Origin of the sequence: Vannielia litorea (assembly GCF_019801175.1) — a bacterium.
GTDB lineage: Bacteria > Pseudomonadota > Alphaproteobacteria > Rhodobacterales > Rhodobacteraceae > Vannielia > Vannielia litorea_B.
In genome coordinates, this window is sequence record NZ_JAHVJR010000001.1 from 1,508,650 (window position 1) to 1,532,545 (window position 23,896).

Sequence of the window (23,896 nt, forward strand, 5' to 3'; positions counted from 1 at the left end):
AAGACCTCTCGGGCATCCCTGCCTTCATCCGACCGACTGGATGAAGGAGTCGTCCCATGCTTGAGCCCTTCGCCTCGCCTGAGCGGGAGCCTGCCCGATGAGCGCCGCCAGCCTGCCGCTCCCGGCCCGGCTCGACCTGCCTGCCGCCGCGCCCCTGCGCGAGGCGCTGCTTGGCCACAAGGGCAAGCCCCTGAGCATCGATGCCAGCCCCTGCGAGAGCATAGGCACCCCCGGCCTGCAGGTGCTGCTTGCCGCGGCCAAAAGCTGGCGCGAGGCCGGGGTGAGCCTGAACGTCGAGGGCCTCAGCGACGATTGCACGGCCCAGCTCGCCGTCTTCGGCCTCTCCCCCGATGACCTTTGTAGCAAGGAGCTCGCCGAATGAGCCTCAAGATTCTGGCGGTGGATGACAGCCGCACCATCCGCGACATGCTCAAGCTCGCCCTCGCCCAGGCCGGGTTCGAGCCGCAGGTCGCCGAAGACGGGCTGCATGGCCTCGAAGTGCTCGAAGACATGGTCGATGACGGCACGCCGCCCGACGCGATCATCACCGATATCAACATGCCCCGGATGGATGGCTTCGGCTTCATCGACGCGGTCCGCGCGCGCGATGACCACTCCGCCATGCCGATCCTCGTGCTCTCCACCGAAAGCGCCGACGAGTTGAAGGCCCGCGCCCGCGCCTCCGGCGCCACCGGCTGGATCGTCAAACCCTTCGACCCGGTCAAGCTGGTGCGCGCCATCAACATGGTCGCCGGAAAAGGAGCCGCCTGATGCCCAACGACCCGATGGCCGAAATCCGGGCCAGCTTCTTCATCGAATGCGAGGAGCTACTCGAAAGCCTGCAAGACGGGCTGACCGCAATGGATGACGGCGACACCGACAGCGAGACCATCAATGTCTGCTTCCGCGCCGTGCATTCCATCAAGGGCGGCGCAGGGGCCTTCGGGCTCGAAGACCTTGTGCGCTTCGCCCACCGCTTCGAGACGGTGATGGACGAAATCCGCAATGGCCGGCTGGAGCCCACGCGCGACACCATCGCGCTCTTCTTCCGCGGCGCCGATGTGCTCTATGACATCGTCCGCGCCTCCCGCGACGGCGAGAGCCTCGACACCGCCACCACCGAGGCCGTACTCGGCGACCTCGAGGCACTGGTGGGCGGCGTGATCGAGGAGGAAGAGGCCGAAGAAGAGATCGACTTCGCCCCGATGACCCTCTCGCTCGACCCGATCGACGACGACAGCGCCGATGCCCCGGTGGAGGCCACGCCCCCCGGCCTGTTGATCCGTTTCCACCCGGCGGCAGAGCTCTTCTCCTCCGGCAACGAACCGCGCCATATGCTGGCCGCGCTGCGCGACCTCGGCGAGATCACCACCACCTGCGACTTCTCCATGCTGCCCGCCCTCGCCGATTTGGTGCCTGAAGAGGGCAGCATCGGCTGGGAGGTTTCGATCGCCACCAATGCCAAGAAGGAAGAGGCCGCCGAGGTCTTCGAATTCGTCGACGGGCTCTGCGAGCTTTCCATCGAAGCCACCGGCACCCCCTCCGCCGGGCTGCCCGACCTCGACAGCATCGTCATCCCCGGCACCGTCGATGACGGCGAGGCCCCCGAAGCCGCATCGGGCGAGGAGCCCGAGCCAGACCCGGAGCCGGAGCCTGTGGCCGCAACGCCCACCCCTCCTCCGGAGGCCGCCCCGACGCCCGCCGCCAAGCCCGTACCCGCCCCGGCCGCCAAACCGCAGGCCGCAGCCCCCGCAGGCGGCAAAGATAGCAAACAGGCCGCAGGCGGCGCCAAGGCCACCGTCCGGGTGGACCTCGACCGCATCGAACGGCTCGTCAACCTCGTCGGCGAGTTGGTGATCAACCAGGCCATGCTGAGCCAGAGCGTGGCCGAGGCCGGCATCCCCGCCAACTCCGCCGTCTCCTCGGGGCTTGAAGAGTTCCTCCAGCTCACCCGCGACATCCAGGAAAGCGTGATGATGATCCGCGCCCAGCCGGTCAAATCCCTGTTCCAGCGGATGAGCCGGATCGTGCGCGAAAGTTCCGCCATGGTCGGCAAATCGGTGCGCTTCATCACCGATGGTGAGCAGACCGAGATCGACAAGACGGTGATCGAGCGCCTCGCCGACCCGCTCACACACATGGTCCGCAACGCCGTCGACCACGGGCTTGAAACCACAGAGGGCCGGATCGCCGCCGGCAAACCCGCCGATGGCGTCGTCACCCTCACCGCTGCCCACAAATCGGGCCGCGTCGTGCTCGAAATCAAGGACGACGGCGGCGGCATCAACCGCGAGGTGGTCAAGGCCAAGGCCGAAGAGAAAGGCCTCATTCCCCCCGGCGTGCCGATGTCGGACCAGGAGATCGACAATCTCCTGTTCCTGCCCGGCTTCTCCACCGCCAAGGAGGTCTCCGACCTCTCGGGCCGCGGCGTCGGCATGGATGTGGTCCGAAGCTCGATCCAGGCGCTCGGCGGCCGCGTCACCATCACCTCCGAACCGGGCATCGGCACGACCTTCTCCATCTCCCTGCCGCTCACCCTCGCCGTTCTCGATGGTATGGTGGTGGAGGCCGGCGGCGAGATCCTCGTGGTGCCCCTCGGCTCCATCTCCGAAACCCTCACGCTTCAGGCCAGCGACATGGAACAGCTCGGCGCGGGCACCCAGCTGGTGCGCATCCGCGAAGAGTTCGTGCCGATCCTCGACATGGCCGAAAAGCTCGGCTTCCGCTCCCCGCTGGCCAGCTACGAGGGCAGCTCGGTGCTGCTTATCGCGATGGAAGACAACACCCGCTCGGCGCTGGTGGTCGACCGGATCGTCGAGCAGCGCCAGGTGGTGATCAAGGGCCTGCAAGAGAGCTACGGCCGCATCCCCGGCATCGCCGCCGCCACCATCCTTGGCAATGGCCGCATCGCCCTGATCCTCGACCCCGCCGACCTGATCGCATCGGCCGGCAGCAGTCGCACCATGCCAGCCCTTGATCTCGCCGGATAACGCTCAAGGCCCACCAACGGACAGAAGCAGGACAAGACCATGACCACACCCGATGACAACGCCCACGATCCCACGCGTCAGGAGCTGCTGAGCTTCCACGTCGGCACGCAGGAATATTCCATCGATATCATCTCGGTCCGCGAGATCCGCAGCTGGACAGAGGCCACCCCCCTGCCCCACGCCCCGCCTTACGTGCGCGGCGTCATCAACCTGCGCGGCACCGTGCTGCCGATCATCGACCTCGCCAAACGCCTCGGCATCGCGGCGGGCGAAAAGAACGACCGAAACGTGATCGTCGTAGTCCAATCCGGTGATGATACCGTGGGCCTTCTGGTCGACGCGGTCTCCGACATTTTCGCCGTCTCCGAGGCCGAGCTTCAGGCCCCGCCCGACATGTCGTCCGACGGCTCACTGAAATGCGTGCGCGCCCTCACCATCCATGAAGAACGCATGCTGCGCGTGCTCGATCTCGCCGCAGTCCTGCCCAATGTCGATGCCGAGGCCGCGTGAACGTCGCACTCCCCTCCTCTCCGGCCAGCGCGGTCCAGGCCTTCGCCGGCTCCGGCCCCGAGCCGCTCACGCCGGAAAAGCGCGCGCAGTTCGATGCCATCGCCCGCATGGCCCGCGAGGCCGCGGGCCTGCACATCGTGCCGGAAAAATCCGCCATGGTCTTCTCCCGCATCGGGAAGCGCCTTAGGGCGCTGAAGCTCACGAGCATCGATGACTACATCGCGCTGGTGCAGGGTCCCAATGCCGCCGACGAGCGCGAACACCTGATCTCGGCGCTCACCACCAATGTCACCAGCTTCTTCCGCGAGAACCACCATTTCGAGCACTTCGCAAGCGAGGTTCTGCCCGACCTCATCGAACGCGCCCGTCAGGGTGGCCGCGTCCGCCTGTGGTCCTCCGCCTGCTCCTCCGGGCAGGAGCCCTACAGCCTCGCCATGGTGGTGCTAGAGCAGTTTCCCGAGGCCGCGCAGCACGATCTGCGCATCCTCGCCACCGACATTGATAACCAGATCCTCGCCGCCGCCCGCGCCGCCACCTATGCCGCCGATCTCGTCACCCCGCTCGAGGCGAGCGGGCGTGACAGGTTCCTGCGCCCCGCCGGCGGCGGCGACATGGTGGTCGCCGACGAGGTCCGCAGCCTCGTGGCCTTCCGCCACCTCAACCTCATGGGCGACTGGCCGATGAAGGGGCAGTTCGATGCGATCTTCTGCCGGAATGTCATGATCTACTTCGATCAGCCCACCCAGAACCGTCTGATCACCCGCTTCGCCCAGCTCTGCGCCCCCGGCGCCATGCTCTACCTCGGCCATTCCGAGCGCATCGATCCAGGCCTGGGCGCGCCCTTCCGCCAGGTCGGACAAACCGCCTTCGCCTTCGGACCCGCCGCCCAGCCCCCCGCCCCGCAACGCCCCGGCCCCCATCAGGAGTAACCCGATGTCCCTCCGCGAAAAACTGCACGTCATGGTGGTCGACGACATGTCCACCAGCCGCGGCCTGATCCTGCAAGCCCTCGACGCCATGGGCGTGACCAATGTCCGCTACACCGCCGACGGCAACGCCGCTCTTGCCGAGCTGGAGAAGAAGCCTGCACATCTCGTGATCTCGGATTACAACATGCCCGGAATGGATGGCCTACACCTGCTGAAGGCCCTGCGCACACACGCTCGCCTCAAGGGCATCGGCTTCATCCTGATCACTGGCAAGGCCGACAAGCAGATCATCGATACCGGCCGCGCGCTCGGCATGAACAACTTCATCAAGAAGCCCTTCCAGCCAAAGGATCTGCACGCCTGCATGGAAGCCGTGGTGGGCCGGCTATGAGCGGTGGCGCACTCGCAACCCAAGGTCCGGCCGCGGCTGACCTGCCAATCTCAGCACTCCTCGCCCGGCTGGCCGACACGCTCGATGGCCTCGCCTTCCGCACCGCGCAGATGCAGGACGACCTCGGGAGCTTTCTGACACAGGCAGGACACCCCACGCGCGCCGAACTGCGCGAACTACAGGGCCTCGACCTGATTCACCAGACCCTCGACGACCTCCGCGCCGCCGCCCACCTCGCCGCCGACGCAGCAGGCCGGAACGACCACATCGACATCGCAGCCCTCGCCGATCTCCTCCGCCTTGAAAGCTGTCGTATCGCCCTGCTTCAAGGGGGTGAGGCCGCGCTCCAGCAAGAACAACCAAGCGGCGAGGTCGACTTCTTTTGATGGTGGGGGGGGAACGTCCAAAGTCCTTTTTACGTACCTCGAAGCATCAGAATTTGACCTCAGAACCCCACCGTAAGATGACAGCCGATCTCAAAAGGCGTGTACACAGCCGGACGGGGATGAGGTGATTGTACGAGTAAACTTTAAAGGCTGGCGTTTCGGCCCAAGACCGCCACTGACCGCCACTTAATCTCGCACTGACGCTACCTCGCGAAAGCTTCGATTCAGCAACAAGCTTCTCCGCGCGCATCGCATGGCCGGGGCCGTTCCAGCGTCTGGGGTCCGACCAGACTGACGGGAAGTTTGAAACGAGCATCAGCGTGCCCTGCACTACGCGTCAAAACAGCTCGAGGTCATCCTCCGCCGACGCAAGCACGGGGGCCGGCGTCGGTGTTGTGGGCTCCTCGAATTTCGCGATTAGCATCTGGCGCGCCCGTCCGCTTTCGGGCCAGAACTGCACTCGGCGCCCTTGGGTGCCACCCAGGGATTGCCCCTTCAGCGGAATATTCTCCCGTTCGAGAAACTCCGTCACAAAAGCCCCATTCCGCGCTCCGATGTCTGAGCGCGCCGCGATCATGCGCGCCCCGCCGAAGATCTTTGCCTCAAGACAGTCCCGGCGGGCACCTGCCTTCAGCATCCCATTGATCAGGAGTTCCATGGCATTCGCGCCAACGGCAGCCTCGTAGAGATCGGTGCCTCCACCGCCAGGCAGGAGGATGTGGTTCATCCCGCCGAGCCGCGCCTGACTGTCCCATAGGCAAACAGAGACGCAGCTACCAAGGATTGTCGTCAGCAACATCTCCGGGTCGGCGGATACGCCGAACTCCCCCTGCGCCACATGCTGTGTTTTCTCGCGTGATATCATTTTGGTTTCCCGCCCCCTCGCCCGCAAATCTGCAAAATCTGGCCGCCGATGTCGTTCAGCGGTACGAGCGCCTCGGCCGCACCCGTTTCCCAGGCTACGCGGGGCATACCCCAGACCGTGCTGCTTTCCTTGCTCTGTGCGAGGGTACGCGCTCCACCGCCACGCAGTTCCAGCAGCCCCTTTGCGCCATCCTGCCCCATACCGGTAAGGAGGATTGCTAGGCTGCGCGGTGCGACATTCACCGCCGAAGAGAACAGGCGATCGACGGATGGGCGGTGCCCGCTGACGAGGTCGCCCTCCACAAGTCTGCAACGTGGCAAGGCACCTAGCCCCGGGCCCGCGGCCATTTCAAGGTGGCATGGTCCGCCGGGGGCGAAGACCACCATGCCTTGGGTCAGGGCCATGCCGTCCCGCGCGAGCCCCACGCGTGGGGCAAGACGGCCCGAGAGGCGGTGAGCAAGGCTCTCCATGAACTGCGCCGGCATGTGCTGAACGACCACGATCGGCGGGGCGTTGGAGGGCATCGCCCCTAGCACCTGCTCGAGCGCCTCGACCCCGCCGGTGGAGGAGCCGATGAGCACGATCTTTCCGTTCCAAATGAATTCGGTATGGCTCACCGGTACGGGCCGCGAGGCCCGAGGCTCCACACGGGCCAGGGACGCCTCGAAAATGCGTTCGGCCACATCGGCGGCCTTCTCCGGGCGACCGAAGCCATCCTTGCCGAGGCAGTCGATGGCACCGAGGGCAAGGGCCTCGATCGCCATGTCGCTGCCGGGGACGGTGCCCGAGGACAGCATCACCACCGGCAGAGGCCGGAGCGAGACGATCTTTTCCAGAAAGCTCAGCCCGTTCATCCGGGGCATCTCCACATCGAGCGTCACCACATGCGGATGGGTGGACTTGATCACCGCTCGAGCCTCGAACGGGTCTCCCGCCTCGCCCACCACCTCGAAACGTCCATCGGCGAGGAGCAGGCGCGCGAGCATGGCGCGCATGCTGGCACTGTCATCGACGATCACCACCCGGCGCTTCTCGGCCAATTCCGACACGTGCTTCACCGCCCAGTCCCCGCGAAATCAGAATTCTTCCCAGTCTTCGTCGGTCGGGTCGACAGCGAGGGCCGCGTTTCCATCCGAGCTTATGGCCGGCGGGCTCGTGCGCCCGCTGCGAAAGGTTGGGGTGGAAGGTAGCTCCTCTAAGACAGGAGGCGCCGGTGCCTCCTCGGGAGCCTCTGACATCTCAGACTGGCCTGTACCGCCAGTGCTCGCAGGCTCCGGCACGGCCTCGGGCCTGTTCGTGGGCTCTGGTGCCGAGGCCAGCTCGGCTGCAGCATCGCCTATGCGGAAGCGGCTCATGGTGCGTTTCAGCGCATTTGCCTCGCCTGAGAGCGACTGGCTGGCGGCATTCGTCTCTTCGAACATGGCCGCGTTTTCTTGGGTCACCTGATCAAGCTGGTTCATCGCGGTGTTGATCTCATCGAGACCGCTGGACTGTTCCTTAGCCGAACGGGCAATCTCGGACACATGGGCGGCGATATCGCTCACGCTGGTCACGATCCCGCTGAGGGCCTCGCCGGTCTGCCCGACGAGCTCGACCCCGCGTTTCACATGATCACTGGAAGAGGAGATCAGGCCCGAGATCTCGCGCGCCGCGTCGGAGCTGCGCTGTGCCAGAGCCCGCACCTCGGAGGCGACCACCGCAAAGCCACGACCGGCCTCGCCTGCGCGGGCGGCCTCGACGCCCGCGTTCAGGGCCAGCAGGTTGGTCTGGAAGGCGATGTCCTCAATCACCGAGATGATCTTCGAGATCTGATCGGAGCTCTGCGAGATTTGCCCCATCGCGGCCACCGCTTCGCTCACCACTTGTCCACCCTGTTCGGCATTGCCGCGTGCTTCGCTGACCATCTTGTTGGCCCGGTCAGCGCCCTCGGAGGCCGAGCGCACGCTGGAGGTCAGCTCATCGAGGGCGGCGGCGGTCTCTTCAAGGGTCGAGGCCTGATGCTCCGTGCGGCGCGACAGGTCGTCGGCGGAGGAGGCGATTTCGCCGACTTCGCGGTGAATGACGCCTGCATTCTCCATCACCATGGCGATGGCTTCGCGCAGCTTGCCAGCGGCCTCGTTGAAGTTGAGCCGCAACTCCTCGTAATCCTCGGCAAACCGTTCTTCCAGCACGCGGGTCAGGTCGCCCTCCGCGAGCGCATTGAGGCCGATCCGAAGCCCGTCGACCACTTGGGCTTGGGCCTCGGCGAGGCGCAACTGCTCTTGCTCCGCCGACAGCAATTTTTCCCGGTCGGCGGTGATGTCGGAGCCCATGAAGAGGTACATGGCGGGCTGACCATCGGTATCGAGCACAGGGGCGAATCCGCCTTGGAGCCAGTGCAGCGCCCCGTCTGCGCCGCGCAGTCGGAACAGGCCAAAGACGGAATCGCCCTTTTCCAGACGGTCCAGCACCGCGCCGTTCTGCTCGGCCAGATCGGCGTCGAATTCAAAGACATCCAGCGCCGCTGCCCCCGCCATCCCCTCTGCCGGGCGCCCGAGCACGGTGGCCATGGTGTCATTGACCTCGAAGATCCGCGCCTCGCGATCCATCTTGATGGTTGCCAAGAAGCTATCGATGGTGACCATCAGCGCCCGGTCCATGAACTCCTGCGTGGCATTGCTCAGCTCGACCACCGAACCGATGATCTGCCCCGCCTCATCGGCCACGGCGCCCACCCGCATGGAGAGCCGCGTATCGCCAAGGCGGAAGAACAGGCTGCGCGGGAGTTCTTCGGGGCTGGCCACGGCACGCTCAAGGCTGTCGGGGTTGGGCATCAGCCGGTCGATGCTCTGCCCGGTGAGCGCCTCGGAGCCGTCGAAGAGCCCGGCTGCGGCAAAGACGCCAGCGTTTTTTTGCATGAACTCTGCCGCCGCGTCATTGGCGTAGCTCACGCAGAGATCGCTATCGAGCATGAGCATCGGGGCGGAGCTGGCCTGAAATCCTGCCCCGCGAAAGATGTTGTCTTTCTCGGCAGCGCGGGCCTCTTGCAGGGCGCCGCGCAGCACCTCGGCGCTGCGGGCCATCTCGCCAAGCTCGTCACCTCGGTTGGCCCCTGGAATTGCCCGCTCGTAGGCACCGCGGGCCAGATCTTCGAGGCCGCGGCGCATGCCGTTCACCGGCGCGACGATACCGCGCGACAGGCCAAAGCCGACCAGCGAGGCAAAGACGAGCAGGCCCGCCCCCGCCATGGCGCAATAGGTGATGAGCCGGTTGATCGCGTGAAAAGCCTCGGCATCGGTCATCTCGGCGGTGATCGCCCAGGTGAAGGCTCCCAGATCGATCGGGCCATAAACCGCAAGGCCAGTGCTGCCATCGCTGAGGATGCCGCGCATCTGGCCGCGCTCGCCGGCATGGGCGCGGGTCAGCGCCTCGCTGCTCACCGGCTCCAGCCCGGCCTCGCCCACGTGGTTGCGCGGCAGGCCATCGGGGCCGGTGATGATCATTGACATGCCGCTGTGGCTGATGTCATTGGTGCTCAGCATCGGCGCGATCTGGTCGGTGGGCATCTGCACCGCGAGCACGCCTAGCAGGGTGCCGTCCTCCCCGGTCAGCGCGATGGAGGCAAAGCCCGCCGCCGCCCCATGCGAAGGCCCGTAGGGTGCGAAATCGACGAAGGTCACCGCATCCTCGCTGCCCGCCTTGGCCACCGCGCCGCGAAACGCCTCGCCAAGCCCGCTGTCGGCCCACGGCCCCTCCATCAGGTTGGTGGCAAAATCCAGCTCCTTGAATACCGTGTAAACGAGGTTCCCCTCGGCATCGAAGAGGAACACGTCATAGTATCCGCGAGTCTGCTGCAGCGCGCGAAAGAAGCCATGAAACCGCTTGTGCGCAATCGAGTAGCCAGAGCCGTCGCGGGCGAAGTCATACAGGTGCTTCTCGCCCAGCGGATGCGGGTTTTCCTCGATATAGATGCGCTGCAACTCCCCCACCGGGTCATCGCCCATCGCGGCAAAGGCGCCGGTGAACTTGCTCAGCGCGGCCAGCACCGTGCCCTCGGTGGAGTTGAACTGCAGGTCGTTCCGGATCCGGTCGACCCACTCCTGCACTGCGCCCTGATCCTGCTCGAGCGTGCTCTTCAGCCGCGCATTGGCTGCCTCTTCAGCGTTCTTCCAGCCTTGCATCGCCAGCAGGCCAACAAAGCCGGCAACCGTGATGGCGACCGTGAGAGAAATGAGCAGCGGCAGCTTTGTCCGCAGTTTCATGTTGCGCAGCAGGGGCATGCAAAATCTCCAGATCCTGAATGTCCGGCCCGCGCAACACGCGGCGGCCAGACCTCAGGACCGGAAATGCACGAAGGGTGCTAAAATAGGCTTAATCCTGCCCGGAAATCGTCAGCCCGCGCCGCTCAGGCCGCCTGCCGCACCCGCGAGAGCACCACCCAGGCCAGCGTGGCCGAGGCCAGACCGCAGGCAGCGATAGCGGCGATCATCGGCGTGGCGGTGCCGTTGTGGAAGGGCGTCGCGATGCCCACGGCCACCCCGCCCGCCACCATCTGCAAGGTGCCGCCGAGGCTCGAGGCCATGCCCGCATTCTCGCCGTGATCGTCCAGCGCCATCACCATCGTCGTCGGGATCACGAGGCCGAGGAAGGCGTTGCCGATGAAGAGCCCCACCATGACCACCACGAGCGAGCTGCCGCCCGTCGCGACCACCGCAAAGAGCGTTGCCGTGGCAAGGCCAAAGCCGGTCGCCCCGCCCAGCACCACCCGGGTCAGCCCGAGCCGGTCGGCCAGCGGCCCTGCGGCCTGGCTGGCGCCAAAGAACCCGGCCGCATTCACCGCGAAGGCGAGCGAGAACTGGGTCGGCGTCAGGCCGAAATCCTGTGTGTAAACAAAGGGCGCCAGCGCGATGAAGATGAAAAAGCTCGCCATCCCGAAGCCGCCCACAAAGGTCAGCCCCATGAACTTGGCATCGCGCAGCAGCATCCCCGCCACGCGGGTCAGCGCGGCCACGTTCACCTTCACCCGGCGCTCCGGCGGCAGGGTCTCGGGCAGGGCAAAATGCATCAGCGTCACGCAGGCCACGGCGGCCACGGCCAGCACCCAGAAGATCGCGCGCCAGCCCGCCACGGCGGCCACGCCCGAGCCCGCCAGCGGCGCCAGCATCGGCGACACCGAGATCACCAGCATGATCAGCGCCATCATCTTGGTCGCCGCCGCGCCGGTGTGCATGTCGCGGATGATCGCCCGCGGCACCACCATCACCGCTGCCCCGCCGAGGCCCTGCACAAAGCGCCAGGCCACCAGCGTGCCGAGGCTCCCGGCCATCGCCGCGCCCACCGAGCCGATGGCAAACACCCCGAGCCCGAAGTAGATCGGCAACCGCCGCCCCGATTGGTCGGCCCATGGGCCATAGATCAACTGGGCAAGGCCGAAGGCGATGAAGTAGCCAATGATCGTGGCCCCCATCGCGGCCTCGTCCACGCCGAGCGCCACGCCGATCTCGGGCATCATCGGCAGGTACATGTCGATCGCGAAAGGCCCCACCATCGACATCAGGCCGAGAATGAGCGCCGAGCGGAAAAGGCCCTCTGGCCGGGCGGCGGCCTGCTGCATGGTCTGTCCTTTCAGATGAGCGCGCGCGGGCATTCTGCGGCGCGGCGTTGCGCGGAACCTAGCGAGTTGGGCCGCCCCGTCCAGAGGCACGGGCAAAAATTCTTGCTCCCGTCATGTATCTGCTGACAAATGCAGCCTTGAGCCACTTTGAAATGCCATCCCTGAGCCGAACCAAAACGCCAGCCCCGCGCCAAAGGCGAAAGACCGATATGACAGACCTGCCCACCCCCTTCGCCACCCATCGCATCGCCGGACAGGGCGGCACCGCCCTCGCGGTGGCCGAATACGGCGCGCCGGATGGCCCGCCGATCCTCTTTGTTCACGGCTGGTCGCAGAGCCACCTCTCCTTCGCCCGGCAGTTCGCCGCGCCGGAGCTCGCCCGCTTCCGCATGGTGGGGTTCGACCTGCGCGGCCACGGTGCCTCCGAAAAGCCCACCGCGCCGGAGGCCTATGACGGCTCCGAGCCTTGGGGCGGTGACATCGCGGCGGTGATCGAAGCGCTCTCGCTCCACCGCCCGCTGCTGTTGGGCTGGTCGATGGGCGGCAAGGCGCTCTGCGATTACCTCGCACTCCACGGCGATACCGCGCTGCGGGCCACGGCGATGATCGGCACCGGCCCGACCTCCGGCAAGTTCATCCCGCCCGAGGCCCGCGAACTGCGGATGGCCGATGAGGCGGTGCTCGCCAAGGACATGCTCTCCGATGTGCTGCCAGAGAACCTCGCGGCCACGCAGGCCTTCCTGCGCGCCTGTTTCCACCAGCAGCCCTCCGAGGCCGACTTTGCCACCATGCTCGGCTTCAACATGATGTGCCCGCCCGAAATTCGCGGCCAGACCCGCCAGCGCCACGCCGATTATCGCCCGGCCGCGCGGGCCACGATAAACCCCTGCCTTGTGGTCTGGGGCGGGCATGAGCGGGTCATGCCGCGCCCGATCTTCGATGAATGCGCCGCCGAGTTTGCCCACGCCGAGCCCCATGTGTTCGAAAACTCCGGCCACGCGCCGTTCTGGGAAGAGCCGGAGCGGTTCAACGCGCTGCTGGCGGAGTTCGCCTCTGCCGGGGTCTGATCCGGCGCTGCGCATCGCCCTACCCTTTCACCGCCGCCTCGATCTTCGCCACGTCGATCTTGCCCATCTCCATCATCGCGGCAAAGGCCCGCTCGGCGACCGCGCCACCCTGCGCCATCGCCTCCGTCAGCACGCGCGGGGTGATCTGCCAGTGGATGCCCCAGCGGTCGGAGCACCAGCCGCAGGCGCTCTCCTTGCCGCCGTTGCCGACGATGGCCTCCCAGTACCGGTCCGTCTCGGCCTGATCGTCCGTCGCCACCTGAAACGAGAACGCCTCGCTGTGTGAAAAGATCGGCCCGCCGTTCAGCCCGAGGCAGGGGATGCCCAGCACGGTGAACTGCACCGTCAGCACCTGCCCCTTGGTTCCGCCGGGAAAGTCGCCCGGAGCCTTGTGAACCGCCTCCACTGCGGTGTCGGGGAAGGTCTCGGCATAAAACCGAGCCGCCCCTTCGGCATCGGAATCGTACCAAAGGCAGATGGTGTTCTTCGCTATGGTCATGCTGGCCTCCCATTTTAGGTTGATATCCACCTACATGAGAGAACCGGGCCGAGTCAATGGCCCGGATCAGGGGTTTGCAATGCAGGCGCAGAAAGTCATGCTGCACCTGCGATATGCATGGAATGTGCACCGGATGTGCATCACTTGTGCATCCGGTATTCCCTTACCCCATTTGCAACAGCGTTGCCGCTTAACCCTCTGGCTTCACGTCGAAAACCCGCCTGACTCCGGCGCCGAGCCTCACCCCGCCATGCCGCAAGGCAGAAACTTTGCAAACTTCGATCATCCCATTGATTTACCACGCGATTTCGCGCCGTTAACCCGATTTTAGCGGCTCTCGGCTAACATCCACTCACCGCGCGGATAAAACGCGTGAAACGCAAAGGCGAACATCAGGTCATGGGCCACATCCCGCCCAGCCTTGTCGCGCACCCGGATCATGCCCACGTCGCGCCCCTTGGCGATGGCGGCGCTGTCGAGCGCGCTGGCCTGCCCGGCGGCCCAAGAGATCACCACCCCCGCCTCGCGGATCTCGCCCGCCTCCGCCACCCGCGTCAGTGGCCACGCCCGGTTGCCGACGCGTACAACACGCAGCAGCGGCGGCACCCCGTGTGGCGGCATTTCTCCATTGAAAAGAAACGGCTTTTTCGAGCTGTCATAGCCCTTGTAAGGGTTCTGCCCATAGGGCCGGTTGTGCCTCGGCTCGGCCATCACCCGCCCTTTCGGGTGCCGTTTGGCAAAGCTCTCCCAGCTCTCCATCCAACTCGGCACCGCCTTCAGTTCCGCCCCGGTCAGCTGCCCCACGATCGCGCGGCCAAGCGCCTGCTGCCACCAGCTTTCGGTCTGCCGGTCATACATCACCATATCCGAATGCCGCAGCTTGCCCGTCACCCCGAATTCCAGCTCCCGCCCGCGCAACCGACGGTCGAACACCAGCGCAGAATTGCAGAGCGGACAATAGGTTACGGCAATCGGCACCCCGCCCATCCGGTCATTCACGATCTCATGCCAGATCAGGTAGCGCAGCGGATAAGCCCGCGCCTCGCCGCCCATTTCCACTGTGATCACCGGCTCCCGCGCCGAGAGCTTCGCGCCCTTCACCGCCCTGAACTCCGGCCCCGTGATCGCCGGAATCCCATCCTTCCCCGGCCCGCCCGAGAGGATCTCGACCCAGCTCTTCACGCCCGTCCTGGAAAAGTCGGTGCGCGGCCATTCGTGCTTCCAGAACCCCGGATCAGCCCCTGCCAGCCCGGCGCTCAACAGCAGCCAAGCCATTGCCCGAAAAAGAAAACCCATGGCATCCTCCCTCCCTGATCGGGGCTAGGATGCCATGGGCCATTGTCTCGACAAACCCCGCTCACGCAGGGTTTACGTCACTGTGCGATGGTCACGCTCTCCATCACATCCGGGGTCTCGACGATGCCGCTGCCCGGCATGCCACGGGTGATCGCATCGACCACCTCCATGCCTTCCAGCACATTGCCGACCACGGTGTACTGCCCGTTCAGATGTTCCGCCGGAGCGAACATGATGAAGAACTGGCTGTTGGCACTGTTCGGGTCGTTGGTCCGCGCCATGCCCACGGCACCGCGCGCATAGGGCGCGTCGGAAAATTCCGCTGGCAGATCAGGCAGATCGGAGCCACCGGTGCCCGCGCGGCTCAGGTCGTCGCCCTTGCCGAACTGCACATCGCCGGTCTGGGCCATGAAGCCCTCCAGCACGCGGTGAAACACCACACCGTCATAAGCACCGGACTCGGCCAGTTCCACGATCCGCTCCACATGCTGCGGCGCGAGGTCGGGGCGCAGGTCGATCACCACATCACCCTTGCCAGCCACGGTAATCACCATGTTCGGCCCGGCGGTATCTTCGGCCGCCGCGGCCTCCGTCACGGTGCCGTTGGTGAAGAGGAAGAAGGCCGCCAGAAAGGCCAGCCCCACGGCAAAGAGCCCGCCCGCAAAGACCTTGCTGTCAGACATCTGCCGCCACCTTCACGCTCTTCATCACGCCCGGCTGCGCGGGCGGCTCGCCGCGCGGGATCGCATCGACGTGCTCCATCCCGTCGATCACCCGGCCGTAGACAGTGTAGTTTCCATTGAGGAAATGGACGTCATCGAAGCAGATGAAGAACTGGCTGTTCGCGCTGTCGGGGTTCTGGCTGCGAGCCGCACCCAGCACGCCACGGTCGAAGGGCAGCTTGTTGAACTCGGCCGGCACGTTGGGCAGGTCGGAGCCGCCAGTGCCCGCGCGCCGCAGGTCGCCGCCCGCCTTGCCGTGGGCCACATCGCCGGTCTGGGCCATGAAGCCCTCGATCACGCGGTGAAACACCACGCCGTCATAGGCACCGGAGCGGGCCAGCTCCTTCATCCGGGCAGAGTGCTGCGGGGCCACATCGGGCAGCAGCTCGACGGTCACGGTGCCGCCGTCCAGCTCGATCAGGATGGTGTTTTCGGGGTCTTTGATCTCGGCCATACGCGCCTCCTCAGTCATAAGTCGCGCGCACCCTATTCGGCGCGCTGCCAAAGGGAAACCCCCGCGTTGACCGCGCCGATCAAACCAGCGAGAACGGGGCGACAGATGGAGGATCGCATGGCCTGGAAAACCCTTGATGACATGGACCTAAGCGGCAAGCGCGTGCTGGTGCGGGTCGATATCAATGTGCCGATGGATGGCGGCAAGGTCACCGACACCACCCGCATCGACCGGATCGTGCCCACCGTCGAGGATATTCTGGCCAAGGGCGGCAAGCCGATCCTGCTGGCGCACTTCGGGCGGCCCAAGGGCAAGGTGGTACCCGAGATGTCGCTGGAGCAGGTCGTGCCTGCCCTTTCCGAGGCGCTCGGCCAAAAGGTCGCCTTCGCCGACGGCGGCTGGGATGCCGCCGTGGCCACGCTCTCTGCCGGCCAGGTGCTGCTGCTGGAGAACATGCGCTTCTTCCCCGGCGAGGAGGCCAATGATCCGGCCTTTGCCAAGGAGCTGGCCGCGCTGGGTGACATCTATTGCAACGATGCCTTCTCCGCCGCCCACCGCGCCCATGCCTCCACCGAGGGCGTGGCGCACCTGCTGCCCAACTGCGCGGGCCGCAACATGCAGGAGGAGTTGGAAGCACTGGAGGGCGCTCTGGGCGACCCGATCCGCCCGGTGGCCGCGGTGGTCGGCGGCGCGAAGGTCTCAACCAAGATCACCCTGCTCTCCAACCTGCTCGACAAGGTCGACCACCTGATCATCGGCGGCGGCATGGCCAATACCTTCCTGCTGGCGCAAGGTCACGAGATCGGCCAGAGCCTCGCCGAGGCCGAGATGACCGACACCGCGCTGGAAATCCTCGAAAAGGCCAAGGGCTCTGGCTGCCAGATCCACCTGCCGGTGGACGTGGTGGTGGCCGAGGAGTTCAAGGCCCGCGCCCCGCACAAGGTCTGCCCCGCCGAGGCCTGCCCGGCAGAGGGCATGATCCTCGATGCCGGACCAAAGACGGTGGCCAAGATCTGCGAGATCTTCGACGAGAGCGAAACCGTCATCTGGAATGGCCCGCTCGGCGCCTTCGAGATCATGCCGTTCGGCGCCGCCACCTATGCCGCCGCCCGTCAGGCCGGGGCGCTGACCGACAGGGGCGAGCTTATCACCGTGGCCGGCGGCGGCGATACCGTCTCGGCGCTCAACAACGCCAAGGCGGTGCACCAGTTCACCTATATCTCCACCGCCGGCGGCGCGTTTCTGGAGTGGATGGAGGGTAAGACCCTGCCCGGCGTCGCGGCGCTGGGGGGCTGAGGCTGACCGGACCACGAATTCTGCTACAGAAACTCGCCGCCCCGGCGGCCCGGAACCGGCGTTAGCGCAATCACCTTTGCCTTCCCCCGCGCCCGCCGCTATCCCTCTGCCCGAAGGTCACAAACGAGGGACGACCCATGCCGAACGCCGAGCAAAAACAAAAGATCGCCGCAGGTCAGGGCTTCATCGCCGCGCTCGACCAGTCCGGGGGCTCCACCCCCAAGGCGCTCCGGCTCTACGGCGTCTCCGAAGAGCGCTATGCCAATGATGACGAGATGTTCGACCTCATCCACGAGATGCGCTCCCGCATCGCCACCTCGCCCGCCTTCACCGGCGACAAGGTGATCGGCGCGATCCTGTTCGAAAAGACGATGGACCGCGACATCGCAGGCAAGCCCTCGGCGCAGTTCCTGTGGGAAGAGCGCGGCGTTGTCCCCTTCCTGAAGATCGACAAAGGGCTGGAAGAAGAGGCCAATGGTGTGCAGCTGATGAAGCCCATTCCCGGCCTCTCCGAGCTGCTCACGCGCGCCGCCGACAAGGGCATCTTCGGCACCAAGGAACGATCGGTGATCCATGCCGCCAACCCCGAGGGGATTGCCGCCAACGTGGCCCAGCAGTTTGAGCTTGGCGCGCAGGTGGTGGAGCATGGGCTGGTGCCGATCCTCGAGCCGGAGATCAACATCAACGCGCCCGACAAGGCCGAGGCCGAAGCACTGCTGCGCGACGAGATCCTCAAGCGTCTCGATGCCCTGCCCGGCACATCTGACGTGATGCTCAAGCTCACCCTCCCCGAGGAAGCCAACCTCTACAAGCCGCTGATCGACCATCCACGCGTGCTGAAGGTCGTGGCGCTCTCGGGCGGCTACTCCCGCGAAGAGGCCAACACCCGGCTGGCGCAGAACACCGGCATGGTCGCCAGCTTCTCCCGCGCGCTGACCGAGGGCCTGTCTGACGACCAGTCGGACAGCGAGTTCAACGAAACTCTCGGCTCCGCCATCGGCTCGATCCACGCGGCCTCCGTCGCCGGTTGATCTGCGCCCGCCCACAGCGCCGCCCGGCACGGCGGCGCTGCAACGGGGCGCCTCTGCCCCCTGCGCACGCCCCTGACCGCACCGTTAACCTGTTTGCCACTGATTTCAGTGCATTTTCGGGTGATCGGGGCAGAAAGGGGATTCACTTGACCGCCGGAGTGTGTCAGATTCATTGCACGAGGTCCGCAAAGAGGCCCGTACGAAGAGGCACAACGGTATGGCAGTTTCCCGCAGACGTCCGGCATTTGGGGTAGTGATCTATTTCGCCGTCACCCTGTCGCTTGGTCTCTACTTCACCTTCGCGGCGGTTCAGGGCGACTATGGCCTGTTCCGGCGCATCGAGATCGAAGCCGAGGCGAGCGAACTGAAGGCAGAGCGGGAACGGCTGAAGGTTGAGGTTGCCGCACTGCGCAACAAGGCGCGCCGCATGTCGGACGACTACCTCGACCTCGACCTGCTCGATCAGCAGGCGCGCGATGTGCTGGGCCTGATCCGCGCCGACGAAATCGTCATTCGCTGACCTTCCCTGCTGCGCTGCGGCATCGCAAGCGCGGCCTTTGCACGCCGACTTCCCCCACCGCACGGTCCGTTAACCTCCTGTCAATACAGGCGGAACGCCGCCGCCCCTGTCTGCGTTAAAATTTCATGTGCATGTCCGGAAGGGCAATGCTAAGACATGGTTCAACGTTAAACTACTTTTCAAGACTCGGGGAGGAGAGGCTGCCATGGCGGCTCGGAAGACCACCAGAAAGACACCCGCGAAGTCCAACACATCGAAGGACGACCTGCTCGCCTACTACCGCGACATGCTGCTGATCCGCCGGTTCGAGGAAAAGGCCGGCCAGCTCTACGGCATGGGCCTGATCGGCGGGTTTTGCCACCTCTACATCGGTCAGGAAGCCGTTGTGGTGGGGCTCGAAGCCGCTGCCAAGGAAGGCGACAAGCGCATCACATCCTACCGCGACCACGGCCACATGCTGGCCTGCGGGATGGATCCGAAAGGCGTGATGGCCGAGCTCACTGGCCGCGAAGGCGGCTACTCGAAGGGCAAAGGCGGCTCGATGCACATGTTCTCGAAAGAGAAGCATTTCTACGGCGGCCACGGCATTGTCGGCGCGCAGGTGCCGCTCGGCGCTGGCCTCGCCTTTGCCGACAAGTACAACGAGAACGACAATGTCACCTTCACCTACTTCGGCGACGGTGCCGCCAACCAGGGCCAGGTTTACGAGACCTTCAACATGGCTGCCCTCTGGAAGCTGCCGGTGATTTTCGTGATCGAGAACAACCAGTACGCCATGGGCACCTCGCAGAACCGCTCGACTTCGACCGAAGACATCCACACCCGCGGCGCGCCATTTGGCATCCCCGGCGAGATCGTCGACGGCATGGATGTTCTGGCGGTCAAAGAGGCCGGCGAGAAGGCCGTGGAGCACTGCCGCTCGGGCGAAGGCCCCTATATTCTCGAAGTGAAAACATACCGTTATCGCGGCCACTCCATGTCTGACCCGGCCAAGTACCGGACCCGTGAGGAGGTGCAGAAGATGCGCGAGGAGCGCGACCCGATCGAGCGCGTCCGGGCCATGCTGCTCGAAGGCAAGCACGCCTCCGAAGACGACCTCAAAGGGATCGACAAGGAGATCAAGGACATCGTCAACGAGAGCGCCGAGTTCTCCAAGGAAAGCCCCGAGCCCGCGCTCGAGGAACTCTGGACGGACATCTACGCCGACGTGGCGCCGCAGGAAGCCTGAGGGGAGAACTGAGAGATGGCAACCGAACTGCTCATGCCCGCGCTTTCCCCGACGATGGAGGAAGGCACGCTTGCAAAATGGCTGGTGAAGGAGGGCGACACCGTGTCGTCCGGCGACATTTTGGCCGAGATCGAAACCGACAAGGCCACGATGGAATTCGAGGCCGTTGACGAGGGTACCATCGGAAAGATCCTCGTGTCCGAGGGCACCGAAGGGGTGAAAGTGAACACCCCCATCGCGGTGATCCTCGAAGAGGGCGAAGATGCCTCTGCCGCCGAGAATGTGTCTTCCGGCAGCAGCGAACCCGCTGAAGCCAAAGAAGAGCCCTCTGCCCCCGCGGCTGCGAAGCCCGAGGCCGAGGCGCCGACCGATTTGAAGGTGGATGCCTCGCCCGATTGGCCCGAGGGCACCGAGATGGTGCAAACCACCGTCCGTGAGGCCCTGCGTGACGCGATGGCCGAGGAGATGCGGAAGGATGACAACGTCTTCCTGATGGGCGAAGAGGTGGCCGAGTATCAGGGCGCCTACAAGATCTCCCAAGGCATGCTCGACGAGTTTGGCCCCAAGCGGGTGATCGATACGCCGATCACCGAGCACGGCTTCGCCGGTATCGCCACGGGTGCCGCTTTCGGCGGTCTGCGTCCGATCGTGGAGTTCATGACCTTCAACTTCGCCATGCAGGCGATCGACCACATCATAAACTCGGCGGCCAAGACGCTTTACATGTCGGGCGGCCAGATGGGCGCTCCGATGGTCTTCCGCGGCCCCAACGGCGCAGCGGCCCGCGTGGCGGCCCAGCACAGCCAGGACTACGCGGCATGGTACGCCATGATCCCCGGCCTGAAGGTGGTGATGCCCTACTCGGCAGCCGACTACAAAGGCCTGATGAAGACCGCAATCCGCGACCCAAACCCGGTTATCTTCCTCGAGAACGAAATTCTCTACGGGCGCACTTTCGACGTGCCCAAGCTCGATGACTTCACCATCCCCTTCGGCAAGGCCAAGATCTGGCGCGAAGGTGATGATGTGACCCTGGTCAGTTTCGGCATCGGGATGCAGTATGCCCTTGAGGCGGCTGAGAAACTCGCCGAGGACGGGATCTCTGCCGAGGTGATCGACCTGCGCACGTTGCGCCCGATGGACACCGCCACGGTGATCAAATCGGTGATGAAGACCAACCGCTGCGTGACGGTCGAAGAAGGCTGGCCGGTGGGTTCCATCGGCGGGCATATCTCCTCGGTGCTGATGCAGGAGGCCTTCGATTATCTCGATGCGCCGGTGATCAACTGTACCGGTAAGGACGTGCCGATGCCCTATGCCGCCAACCTCGAAAAACACGCGCTGGTGACCACCGACGAGGTGATCGAAGCCGTGAAAAAAGTGACCTACCGGTAAGGAGAGAGAGCGATGCCCACAGAAGTTCTGATGCCCGCCCTCTCGCCTACTATGGAGCAGGGCACCCTTGCGAAATGGCTGGTGAAGGAAGGCGACACCGTTTCCTCCGGCGATCTGCTGGCCGAGATCGAGACCGACAAGGCGACGATGGAGTTCGAAGCGGTCGATGAAGGCGTGATCGGCAAGATCCTCGTCGAGGAAGGAACCGAAGGCGTGGCGGTGAACACCCCCATCGCCGTGTTGCTCGAAGAGGGCGAAAGCGCTGATGACATCAAGGAAGGCGGCTCCGCACCGAAGGCAGAGGCACCTGCGAAAGAGGAGGCAAAGGCCGAAGCGCCCGCTGCATCCGCCCCTGCTGCAAGCGCCGCCCCTGCGGCACCGTCAAAGGATGGCGAGCGCATCTTTGCTTCGCCGCTGGCCCGCCGGATTGCCGCCGACAAGGGCATCGACCTTGCTTCGATCAAGGGCTCCGGCCCCAAGGGGCGGATCGTGAAATCGGATGTGGAGAACGCCAAACCGGGCGCGGCCCCGGCGAAGGAAGAGGCCAAGGCTCCTGCCGCCGCTGCTGCTGCAGCACCCGCTGGCCCCTCTGCCGATGCTATCGCCAAGATGTACGAAGGCCGGGAGTACGAAGAGGTCAAGCTCGACGGGATGCGCAAGACCATTGCCGCGCGTCTCACCGAGGCGAAGCAAACGATCCCGCACTTCTATCTGCGCCGTGACATCCAGCTCGACGCGCTGCTGAAGTTCCGCAGCCAGCTGAACAAGCAGCTGGAAGGCCGCGGCGTGAAGCTTTCGGTGAATGACTTCATCATCAAGGCCTGCGCCCTAGCGCTTCAGGCCGTGCCCGATTGCAACGCCGTTTGGGCCGGTGACCGGGTGCTGAAGCTGAAGCCCTCCGATGTGGCCGTGGCCGTTGCCATCGAGGGCGGTCTGTTCACGCCGGTGCTGAAGGATGCCGACACCAAGAGCCTTTCAGCCCTCTCGGCGGAGATGAAAGACCTCGCCACCCGCGCCCGCGACCGCAAGCTCGCGCCGCATGAGTACCAGGGCGGCACCTTTGCCATCTCCAACCTCGGCATGTTCGGGATCGACAACTTCGACGCGGTCATCAACCCGCCCCATGGCGCGATCCTCGCGGTGGGTTCGGGCGTGAAGAAGCCGGTTGTGGGCGCCGATGGCGAGTTGACCGTGGCCACTGTGATGAGCGTGACGCTCTCGGTCGATCACCGGGTGATCGACGGCGCGCTTGGGGCCGAGTTCCTCAAGGCCTTGGTGGAAAACCTCGAAAACCCGATGGTGATGCTCGCCTGAGCCACCTTTGCACCCAGCTACAGGGCCGCGCGAAACCCTCGCGCGGCCTTTTTTCTTGCCAGAATGGCCAAAGCGCTTACGCTCTCTGCATTCAATTTTGATGATGAGAGATTGCTATGAACATTCCGAGCCTCGCGGAGGTCGAGTCCGCCGTTGCAGAGACCATCAAGGAAAGCCCGCTTTACCCACCGCTTGCCAACGTGCTGGGTGGCGTCAAAGGCATTGCCCGCGCTGTGCATGAAACACTGCTCGCGATTGCCAAAACCGGGGTGAAATCCGCTACTAGCCTGCTGCATTCTGCGAAGTCGCGCCTGCTGAAGACGTTGACCAAGATCATCGGCAAGGCGGTGTCGCTGCTGAAACCTCTCATCGGGTTTGTCGACAGCCTCTTGAACCGGCTGGCCAAGGTCGTCGACAAGGCCGCCCGTATTGGTGGCAAGGTAGCCAAATTCGGAGCGGACAAGGCCGTGAATGCCGCGAAATCAGTGAACAAGATGGCCCAGAGCATTCTGGGTACGGGCAAGCAAGCCGCTGGCAGCGCCTGGAATTTCGTCGACGATCTTTGGTGATTAGCCCTAGTCGGCTCCGCCAAGAAGTTGGTTCATCGAGACCGACGGCTGCGAGCAGCCCGCCTTGCCAACGATCTTGGCTGGCACGCCCGCCACGGTGCTCTCGGGCGGCACGTCGTGCAGCACGACTGAGCCCGCGGCGATGCGCGAGCAGCAGCCCACCCTGATGTTGCCGAGCACCTTGGCCCCTGCCCCTATTAGCACGCCATCGCCGATCTTGGGGTGGCGGTCCTCATCCTCCTTGCCGGTGCCACCGAGGGTCACCGAGTGAAGGATCGAGACGTTGTCGCCAACAACGGCGGTTTCGCCAAAGACGATGGAATGGGCGTGATCGAGGAAGATCCCTTTGCCCACACGGCAGGCCGGGTGAATATCAACCCCGAAGGTCTCCGAAATGCGCATCTGGAAGAAATACGCCATGTCGTGGCGCCCCTGCTTCCACAGCCAGTGGCCCACGCGATAGGCTTGGATCGCCTGATAGCCCTTGAAGTACATCAGCGGCTGCAGAAACCGGTGGCAGGCCGGGTCACGCTCGTACACCGCCACAAGGTCGGCCCGTGCGGCCCGCCCAATCGCGGGATCTGCGGCATAGGCCTCATCGGCGATTTCGCGCAGGAGTTGCTCCGACATTTCGCCCGACGCCAGCTTCATCGAAATGCGGAAGGCCAGCGCCTGCTCCATGGATTTGTGGTGCAAAACGCAAGAGTGCATGAGACCGCCCAGAAGCGGCTCAAGGGTGATCGCCTCTTCCCCTTCGCGGATGATCCGGTCCCATACGGGATCGACTTCGCTCAGCTTGCTCTTGGTCTGGGCCATGGTCATGTCCTTGCGCGTGCTGTTA

At 65.0% G+C, this 23,896-nt stretch carries 24 protein-coding genes; 15 read left to right on the top strand and 9 right to left on the bottom strand.

Features of this window, described 5'->3' with window-relative positions; genetic code table 11:
• Window positions 1-97 precede the first annotated feature (97 nt).
• The 7 genes from KUV38_RS07475 to KUV38_RS07505 are packed head-to-tail and all read left to right on the top strand — an operon-like array spanning window position 98 to window position 5,206.
• Window positions 98-382 carry an STAS domain-containing protein gene (locus tag KUV38_RS07475; RefSeq protein WP_222469442.1) on the top strand — a complete coding sequence of 95 codons (285 nt, stop codon included), beginning with the start codon at window positions 98-100 and terminating at the stop codon, window positions 380-382.
• Window positions 379-771 carry a response regulator gene (locus KUV38_RS07480; RefSeq protein ID WP_222469443.1) on the top strand — a complete coding sequence of 131 codons (393 nt, stop codon included), beginning with the start codon at window positions 379-381 and terminating at the stop codon, window positions 769-771. Before KUV38_RS07475 ends, KUV38_RS07480 begins: the two co-directional genes overlap by 4 nt.
• Window positions 771-2,990 (top strand): chemotaxis protein CheA, encoded by a 2,220-nt coding sequence (locus tag KUV38_RS07485; protein WP_222469444.1) that lies wholly within the window; start codon window positions 771-773, stop codon window positions 2,988-2,990. The genes KUV38_RS07480 and KUV38_RS07485 overlap by 1 nt, the downstream gene beginning before the upstream one ends.
• A gap of 39 nt (window positions 2,991-3,029) precedes the next feature.
• Entirely contained in the window at window positions 3,030-3,500 is a 471-nt protein-coding gene (locus tag KUV38_RS07490) for a chemotaxis protein CheW (RefSeq protein WP_222469445.1), read from the top strand.
• Window positions 3,497-4,429, top strand: coding sequence for a CheR family methyltransferase (locus tag KUV38_RS07495; RefSeq protein WP_222469446.1), 933 nt, complete (start codon window positions 3,497-3,499; stop codon window positions 4,427-4,429). The genes KUV38_RS07490 and KUV38_RS07495 overlap by 4 nt, the downstream gene beginning before the upstream one ends.
• Before the next feature lie 4 nt (window positions 4,430-4,433).
• Complete coding sequence (locus KUV38_RS07500; RefSeq protein WP_222469447.1) at window positions 4,434-4,820, top strand: response regulator; 387 nt, start codon at window positions 4,434-4,436, stop codon at window positions 4,818-4,820.
• The gene (locus KUV38_RS07505) at window positions 4,817-5,206 is read left to right on the top strand and encodes a hypothetical protein (protein ID WP_222469448.1); all 390 of its coding nucleotides are present in this window, start codon (window positions 4,817-4,819) and stop codon (window positions 5,204-5,206) included. Before KUV38_RS07500 ends, KUV38_RS07505 begins: the two co-directional genes overlap by 4 nt.
• Before the next feature lie 337 nt (window positions 5,207-5,543).
• Here the strand turns inward: KUV38_RS07505 and KUV38_RS07510 are convergent, their stop codons facing one another.
• The 4 genes from KUV38_RS07510 to KUV38_RS07525 form a co-directional block, all read right to left on the bottom strand.
• Complete coding sequence (locus KUV38_RS07510; protein ID WP_261385498.1) at window positions 5,544-5,933, bottom strand: chemotaxis protein CheD; 390 nt, start codon at window positions 5,931-5,933, stop codon at window positions 5,544-5,546.
• 134 nt (window positions 5,934-6,067) lie between these two features.
• Window positions 6,068-7,129, bottom strand: coding sequence for a chemotaxis-specific protein-glutamate methyltransferase CheB (cheB, locus tag KUV38_RS07515; protein ID WP_315898603.1), 1,062 nt, complete (start codon window positions 7,127-7,129; stop codon window positions 6,068-6,070).
• Window positions 7,130-7,147: 18 nt separating this feature from the next.
• Window positions 7,148-10,312 carry a methyl-accepting chemotaxis protein gene (locus tag KUV38_RS07520; RefSeq protein WP_222469450.1) on the bottom strand — a complete coding sequence of 1,055 codons (3,165 nt, stop codon included), beginning with the start codon at window positions 10,310-10,312 and terminating at the stop codon, window positions 7,148-7,150.
• Between the two features lie 143 nt (window positions 10,313-10,455).
• A complete protein-coding gene (locus KUV38_RS07525) occupies window positions 10,456-11,664 on the bottom strand; it encodes a multidrug effflux MFS transporter (protein ID WP_222469451.1) in 1,209 nt (402 codons plus the stop codon).
• A 209-nt stretch (window positions 11,665-11,873) separates the two neighbouring features.
• Between KUV38_RS07525 and KUV38_RS07530 the strand changes: the two genes are divergently transcribed.
• Complete coding sequence (locus KUV38_RS07530; RefSeq protein WP_222469452.1) at window positions 11,874-12,731, top strand: alpha/beta fold hydrolase; 858 nt, start codon at window positions 11,874-11,876, stop codon at window positions 12,729-12,731.
• Window positions 12,732-12,750: 19 nt separating this feature from the next.
• Here KUV38_RS07530 and KUV38_RS07535 read toward each other — a convergent pair whose 3' ends face one another.
• The 4 genes from KUV38_RS07535 to KUV38_RS07550 form a co-directional block, all read right to left on the bottom strand.
• Window positions 12,751-13,230, bottom strand: coding sequence for a VOC family protein (locus KUV38_RS07535; RefSeq protein WP_222469453.1), 480 nt, complete (start codon window positions 13,228-13,230; stop codon window positions 12,751-12,753).
• 327 nt (window positions 13,231-13,557) lie between these two features.
• Entirely contained in the window at window positions 13,558-14,526 is a 969-nt protein-coding gene (locus tag KUV38_RS07540; protein ID WP_222469454.1) for a DUF3179 domain-containing protein, read from the bottom strand.
• Between the two features lie 77 nt (window positions 14,527-14,603).
• Window positions 14,604-15,209 (bottom strand): peptidylprolyl isomerase, encoded by a 606-nt coding sequence (locus tag KUV38_RS07545; protein ID WP_222469455.1) that lies wholly within the window; start codon window positions 15,207-15,209, stop codon window positions 14,604-14,606.
• Window positions 15,202-15,702 carry a peptidylprolyl isomerase gene (locus KUV38_RS07550; protein WP_222469456.1) on the bottom strand — a complete coding sequence of 167 codons (501 nt, stop codon included), beginning with the start codon at window positions 15,700-15,702 and terminating at the stop codon, window positions 15,202-15,204. The genes KUV38_RS07545 and KUV38_RS07550 overlap by 8 nt, the downstream gene beginning before the upstream one ends.
• Before the next feature lie 117 nt (window positions 15,703-15,819).
• Here KUV38_RS07550 and KUV38_RS07555 point away from each other — a divergent pair, with 117 nt between their 5' ends.
• From KUV38_RS07555 to KUV38_RS07585, 7 genes are all read left to right on the top strand, one after another.
• Complete coding sequence (locus tag KUV38_RS07555) at window positions 15,820-16,998, top strand: phosphoglycerate kinase (RefSeq protein WP_222469457.1); 1,179 nt, start codon at window positions 15,820-15,822, stop codon at window positions 16,996-16,998.
• Between the two features lie 137 nt (window positions 16,999-17,135).
• Window positions 17,136-18,029 (top strand): fructose bisphosphate aldolase, encoded by an 894-nt coding sequence (locus KUV38_RS07560; protein ID WP_222469458.1) that lies wholly within the window; start codon window positions 17,136-17,138, stop codon window positions 18,027-18,029.
• Window positions 18,030-18,246: 217 nt separating this feature from the next.
• Complete coding sequence (locus KUV38_RS07565) at window positions 18,247-18,549, top strand: FtsB family cell division protein (protein WP_222469459.1); 303 nt, start codon at window positions 18,247-18,249, stop codon at window positions 18,547-18,549.
• A 205-nt stretch (window positions 18,550-18,754) separates the two neighbouring features.
• Entirely contained in the window at window positions 18,755-19,777 is a 1,023-nt protein-coding gene (gene pdhA / locus KUV38_RS07570; RefSeq protein ID WP_222469460.1) for a pyruvate dehydrogenase (acetyl-transferring) E1 component subunit alpha, read from the top strand.
• A gap of 15 nt (window positions 19,778-19,792) precedes the next feature.
• Window positions 19,793-21,172 (top strand): pyruvate dehydrogenase complex E1 component subunit beta, encoded by a 1,380-nt coding sequence (locus KUV38_RS07575; RefSeq protein WP_222469461.1) that lies wholly within the window; start codon window positions 19,793-19,795, stop codon window positions 21,170-21,172.
• Window positions 21,173-21,184: 12 nt separating this feature from the next.
• Window positions 21,185-22,486, top strand: coding sequence for a pyruvate dehydrogenase complex dihydrolipoamide acetyltransferase (locus KUV38_RS07580; RefSeq protein ID WP_222469462.1), 1,302 nt, complete (start codon window positions 21,185-21,187; stop codon window positions 22,484-22,486).
• Between the two features lie 116 nt (window positions 22,487-22,602).
• A complete protein-coding gene (locus KUV38_RS07585) occupies window positions 22,603-23,055 on the top strand; it encodes a hypothetical protein (RefSeq protein WP_222469463.1) in 453 nt (150 codons plus the stop codon).
• A 6-nt stretch (window positions 23,056-23,061) separates the two neighbouring features.
• On the opposite strand, the gene cysE is transcribed toward KUV38_RS07585, so the two are convergent.
• Complete coding sequence (gene cysE, locus KUV38_RS07590; RefSeq protein WP_222469464.1) at window positions 23,062-23,871, bottom strand: serine O-acetyltransferase; 810 nt, start codon at window positions 23,869-23,871, stop codon at window positions 23,062-23,064.
• Between the last annotated feature and the right edge of the window lie 25 nt (window positions 23,872-23,896).

Excerpts from the sequence above, each read along its gene's own strand:
- KUV38_RS07530 (WP_222469452.1), top strand. The coding sequence starts at position 11,874 with ATGACAGACCTGCCCACCCCCTTCGCCACCCATCGCATCGCCGGACAG.
- KUV38_RS07545 (WP_222469455.1), bottom strand. The coding sequence starts at position 15,209 with ATGTCTGACAGCAAGGTCTTTGCGGGCGGGCTCTTTGCCGTGGGGCTG.
- KUV38_RS07550 (WP_222469456.1), bottom strand. The coding sequence starts at position 15,702 with ATGGCCGAGATCAAAGACCCCGAAAACACCATCCTGATCGAGCTGGAC.
- KUV38_RS07480 (WP_222469443.1), top strand. The coding sequence starts at position 379 with ATGAGCCTCAAGATTCTGGCGGTGGATGACAGCCGCACCATCCGCGAC.
- KUV38_RS07475 (WP_222469442.1), top strand. The coding sequence starts at position 98 with ATGAGCGCCGCCAGCCTGCCGCTCCCGGCCCGGCTCGACCTGCCTGCC.
- KUV38_RS07560 (WP_222469458.1), top strand. The coding sequence starts at position 17,136 with ATGCCGAACGCCGAGCAAAAACAAAAGATCGCCGCAGGTCAGGGCTTC.
- KUV38_RS07500 (WP_222469447.1), top strand. The coding sequence starts at position 4,434 with ATGTCCCTCCGCGAAAAACTGCACGTCATGGTGGTCGACGACATGTCC.
- KUV38_RS07555 (WP_222469457.1), top strand. The coding sequence starts at position 15,820 with ATGGCCTGGAAAACCCTTGATGACATGGACCTAAGCGGCAAGCGCGTG.
- KUV38_RS07580 (WP_222469462.1), top strand. The coding sequence starts at position 21,185 with ATGCCCACAGAAGTTCTGATGCCCGCCCTCTCGCCTACTATGGAGCAG.
- KUV38_RS07565 (WP_222469459.1), top strand. The coding sequence starts at position 18,247 with ATGGCAGTTTCCCGCAGACGTCCGGCATTTGGGGTAGTGATCTATTTC.
- KUV38_RS07510 (WP_261385498.1), bottom strand. The coding sequence starts at position 5,933 with ATGAACCACATCCTCCTGCCTGGCGGTGGAGGCACCGATCTCTACGAG.
- KUV38_RS07585 (WP_222469463.1), top strand. The coding sequence starts at position 22,603 with ATGAACATTCCGAGCCTCGCGGAGGTCGAGTCCGCCGTTGCAGAGACC.
- KUV38_RS07535 (WP_222469453.1), bottom strand. The coding sequence starts at position 13,230 with ATGACCATAGCGAAGAACACCATCTGCCTTTGGTACGATTCCGATGCC.
- KUV38_RS07505 (WP_222469448.1), top strand. The coding sequence starts at position 4,817 with ATGAGCGGTGGCGCACTCGCAACCCAAGGTCCGGCCGCGGCTGACCTG.
- pdhA (WP_222469460.1), top strand. The coding sequence starts at position 18,755 with ATGGCGGCTCGGAAGACCACCAGAAAGACACCCGCGAAGTCCAACACA.
- KUV38_RS07525 (WP_222469451.1), bottom strand. The coding sequence starts at position 11,664 with ATGCAGCAGGCCGCCGCCCGGCCAGAGGGCCTTTTCCGCTCGGCGCTC.
- KUV38_RS07520 (WP_222469450.1), bottom strand. The coding sequence starts at position 10,312 with ATGAAACTGCGGACAAAGCTGCCGCTGCTCATTTCTCTCACGGTCGCC.
- KUV38_RS07490 (WP_222469445.1), top strand. The coding sequence starts at position 3,030 with ATGACCACACCCGATGACAACGCCCACGATCCCACGCGTCAGGAGCTG.
- cysE (WP_222469464.1), bottom strand. The coding sequence starts at position 23,871 with ATGGCCCAGACCAAGAGCAAGCTGAGCGAAGTCGATCCCGTATGGGAC.
- KUV38_RS07485 (WP_222469444.1), top strand. The coding sequence starts at position 771 with ATGCCCAACGACCCGATGGCCGAAATCCGGGCCAGCTTCTTCATCGAA.
- KUV38_RS07575 (WP_222469461.1), top strand. The coding sequence starts at position 19,793 with ATGGCAACCGAACTGCTCATGCCCGCGCTTTCCCCGACGATGGAGGAA.
- KUV38_RS07540 (WP_222469454.1), bottom strand. The coding sequence starts at position 14,526 with ATGGGTTTTCTTTTTCGGGCAATGGCTTGGCTGCTGTTGAGCGCCGGG.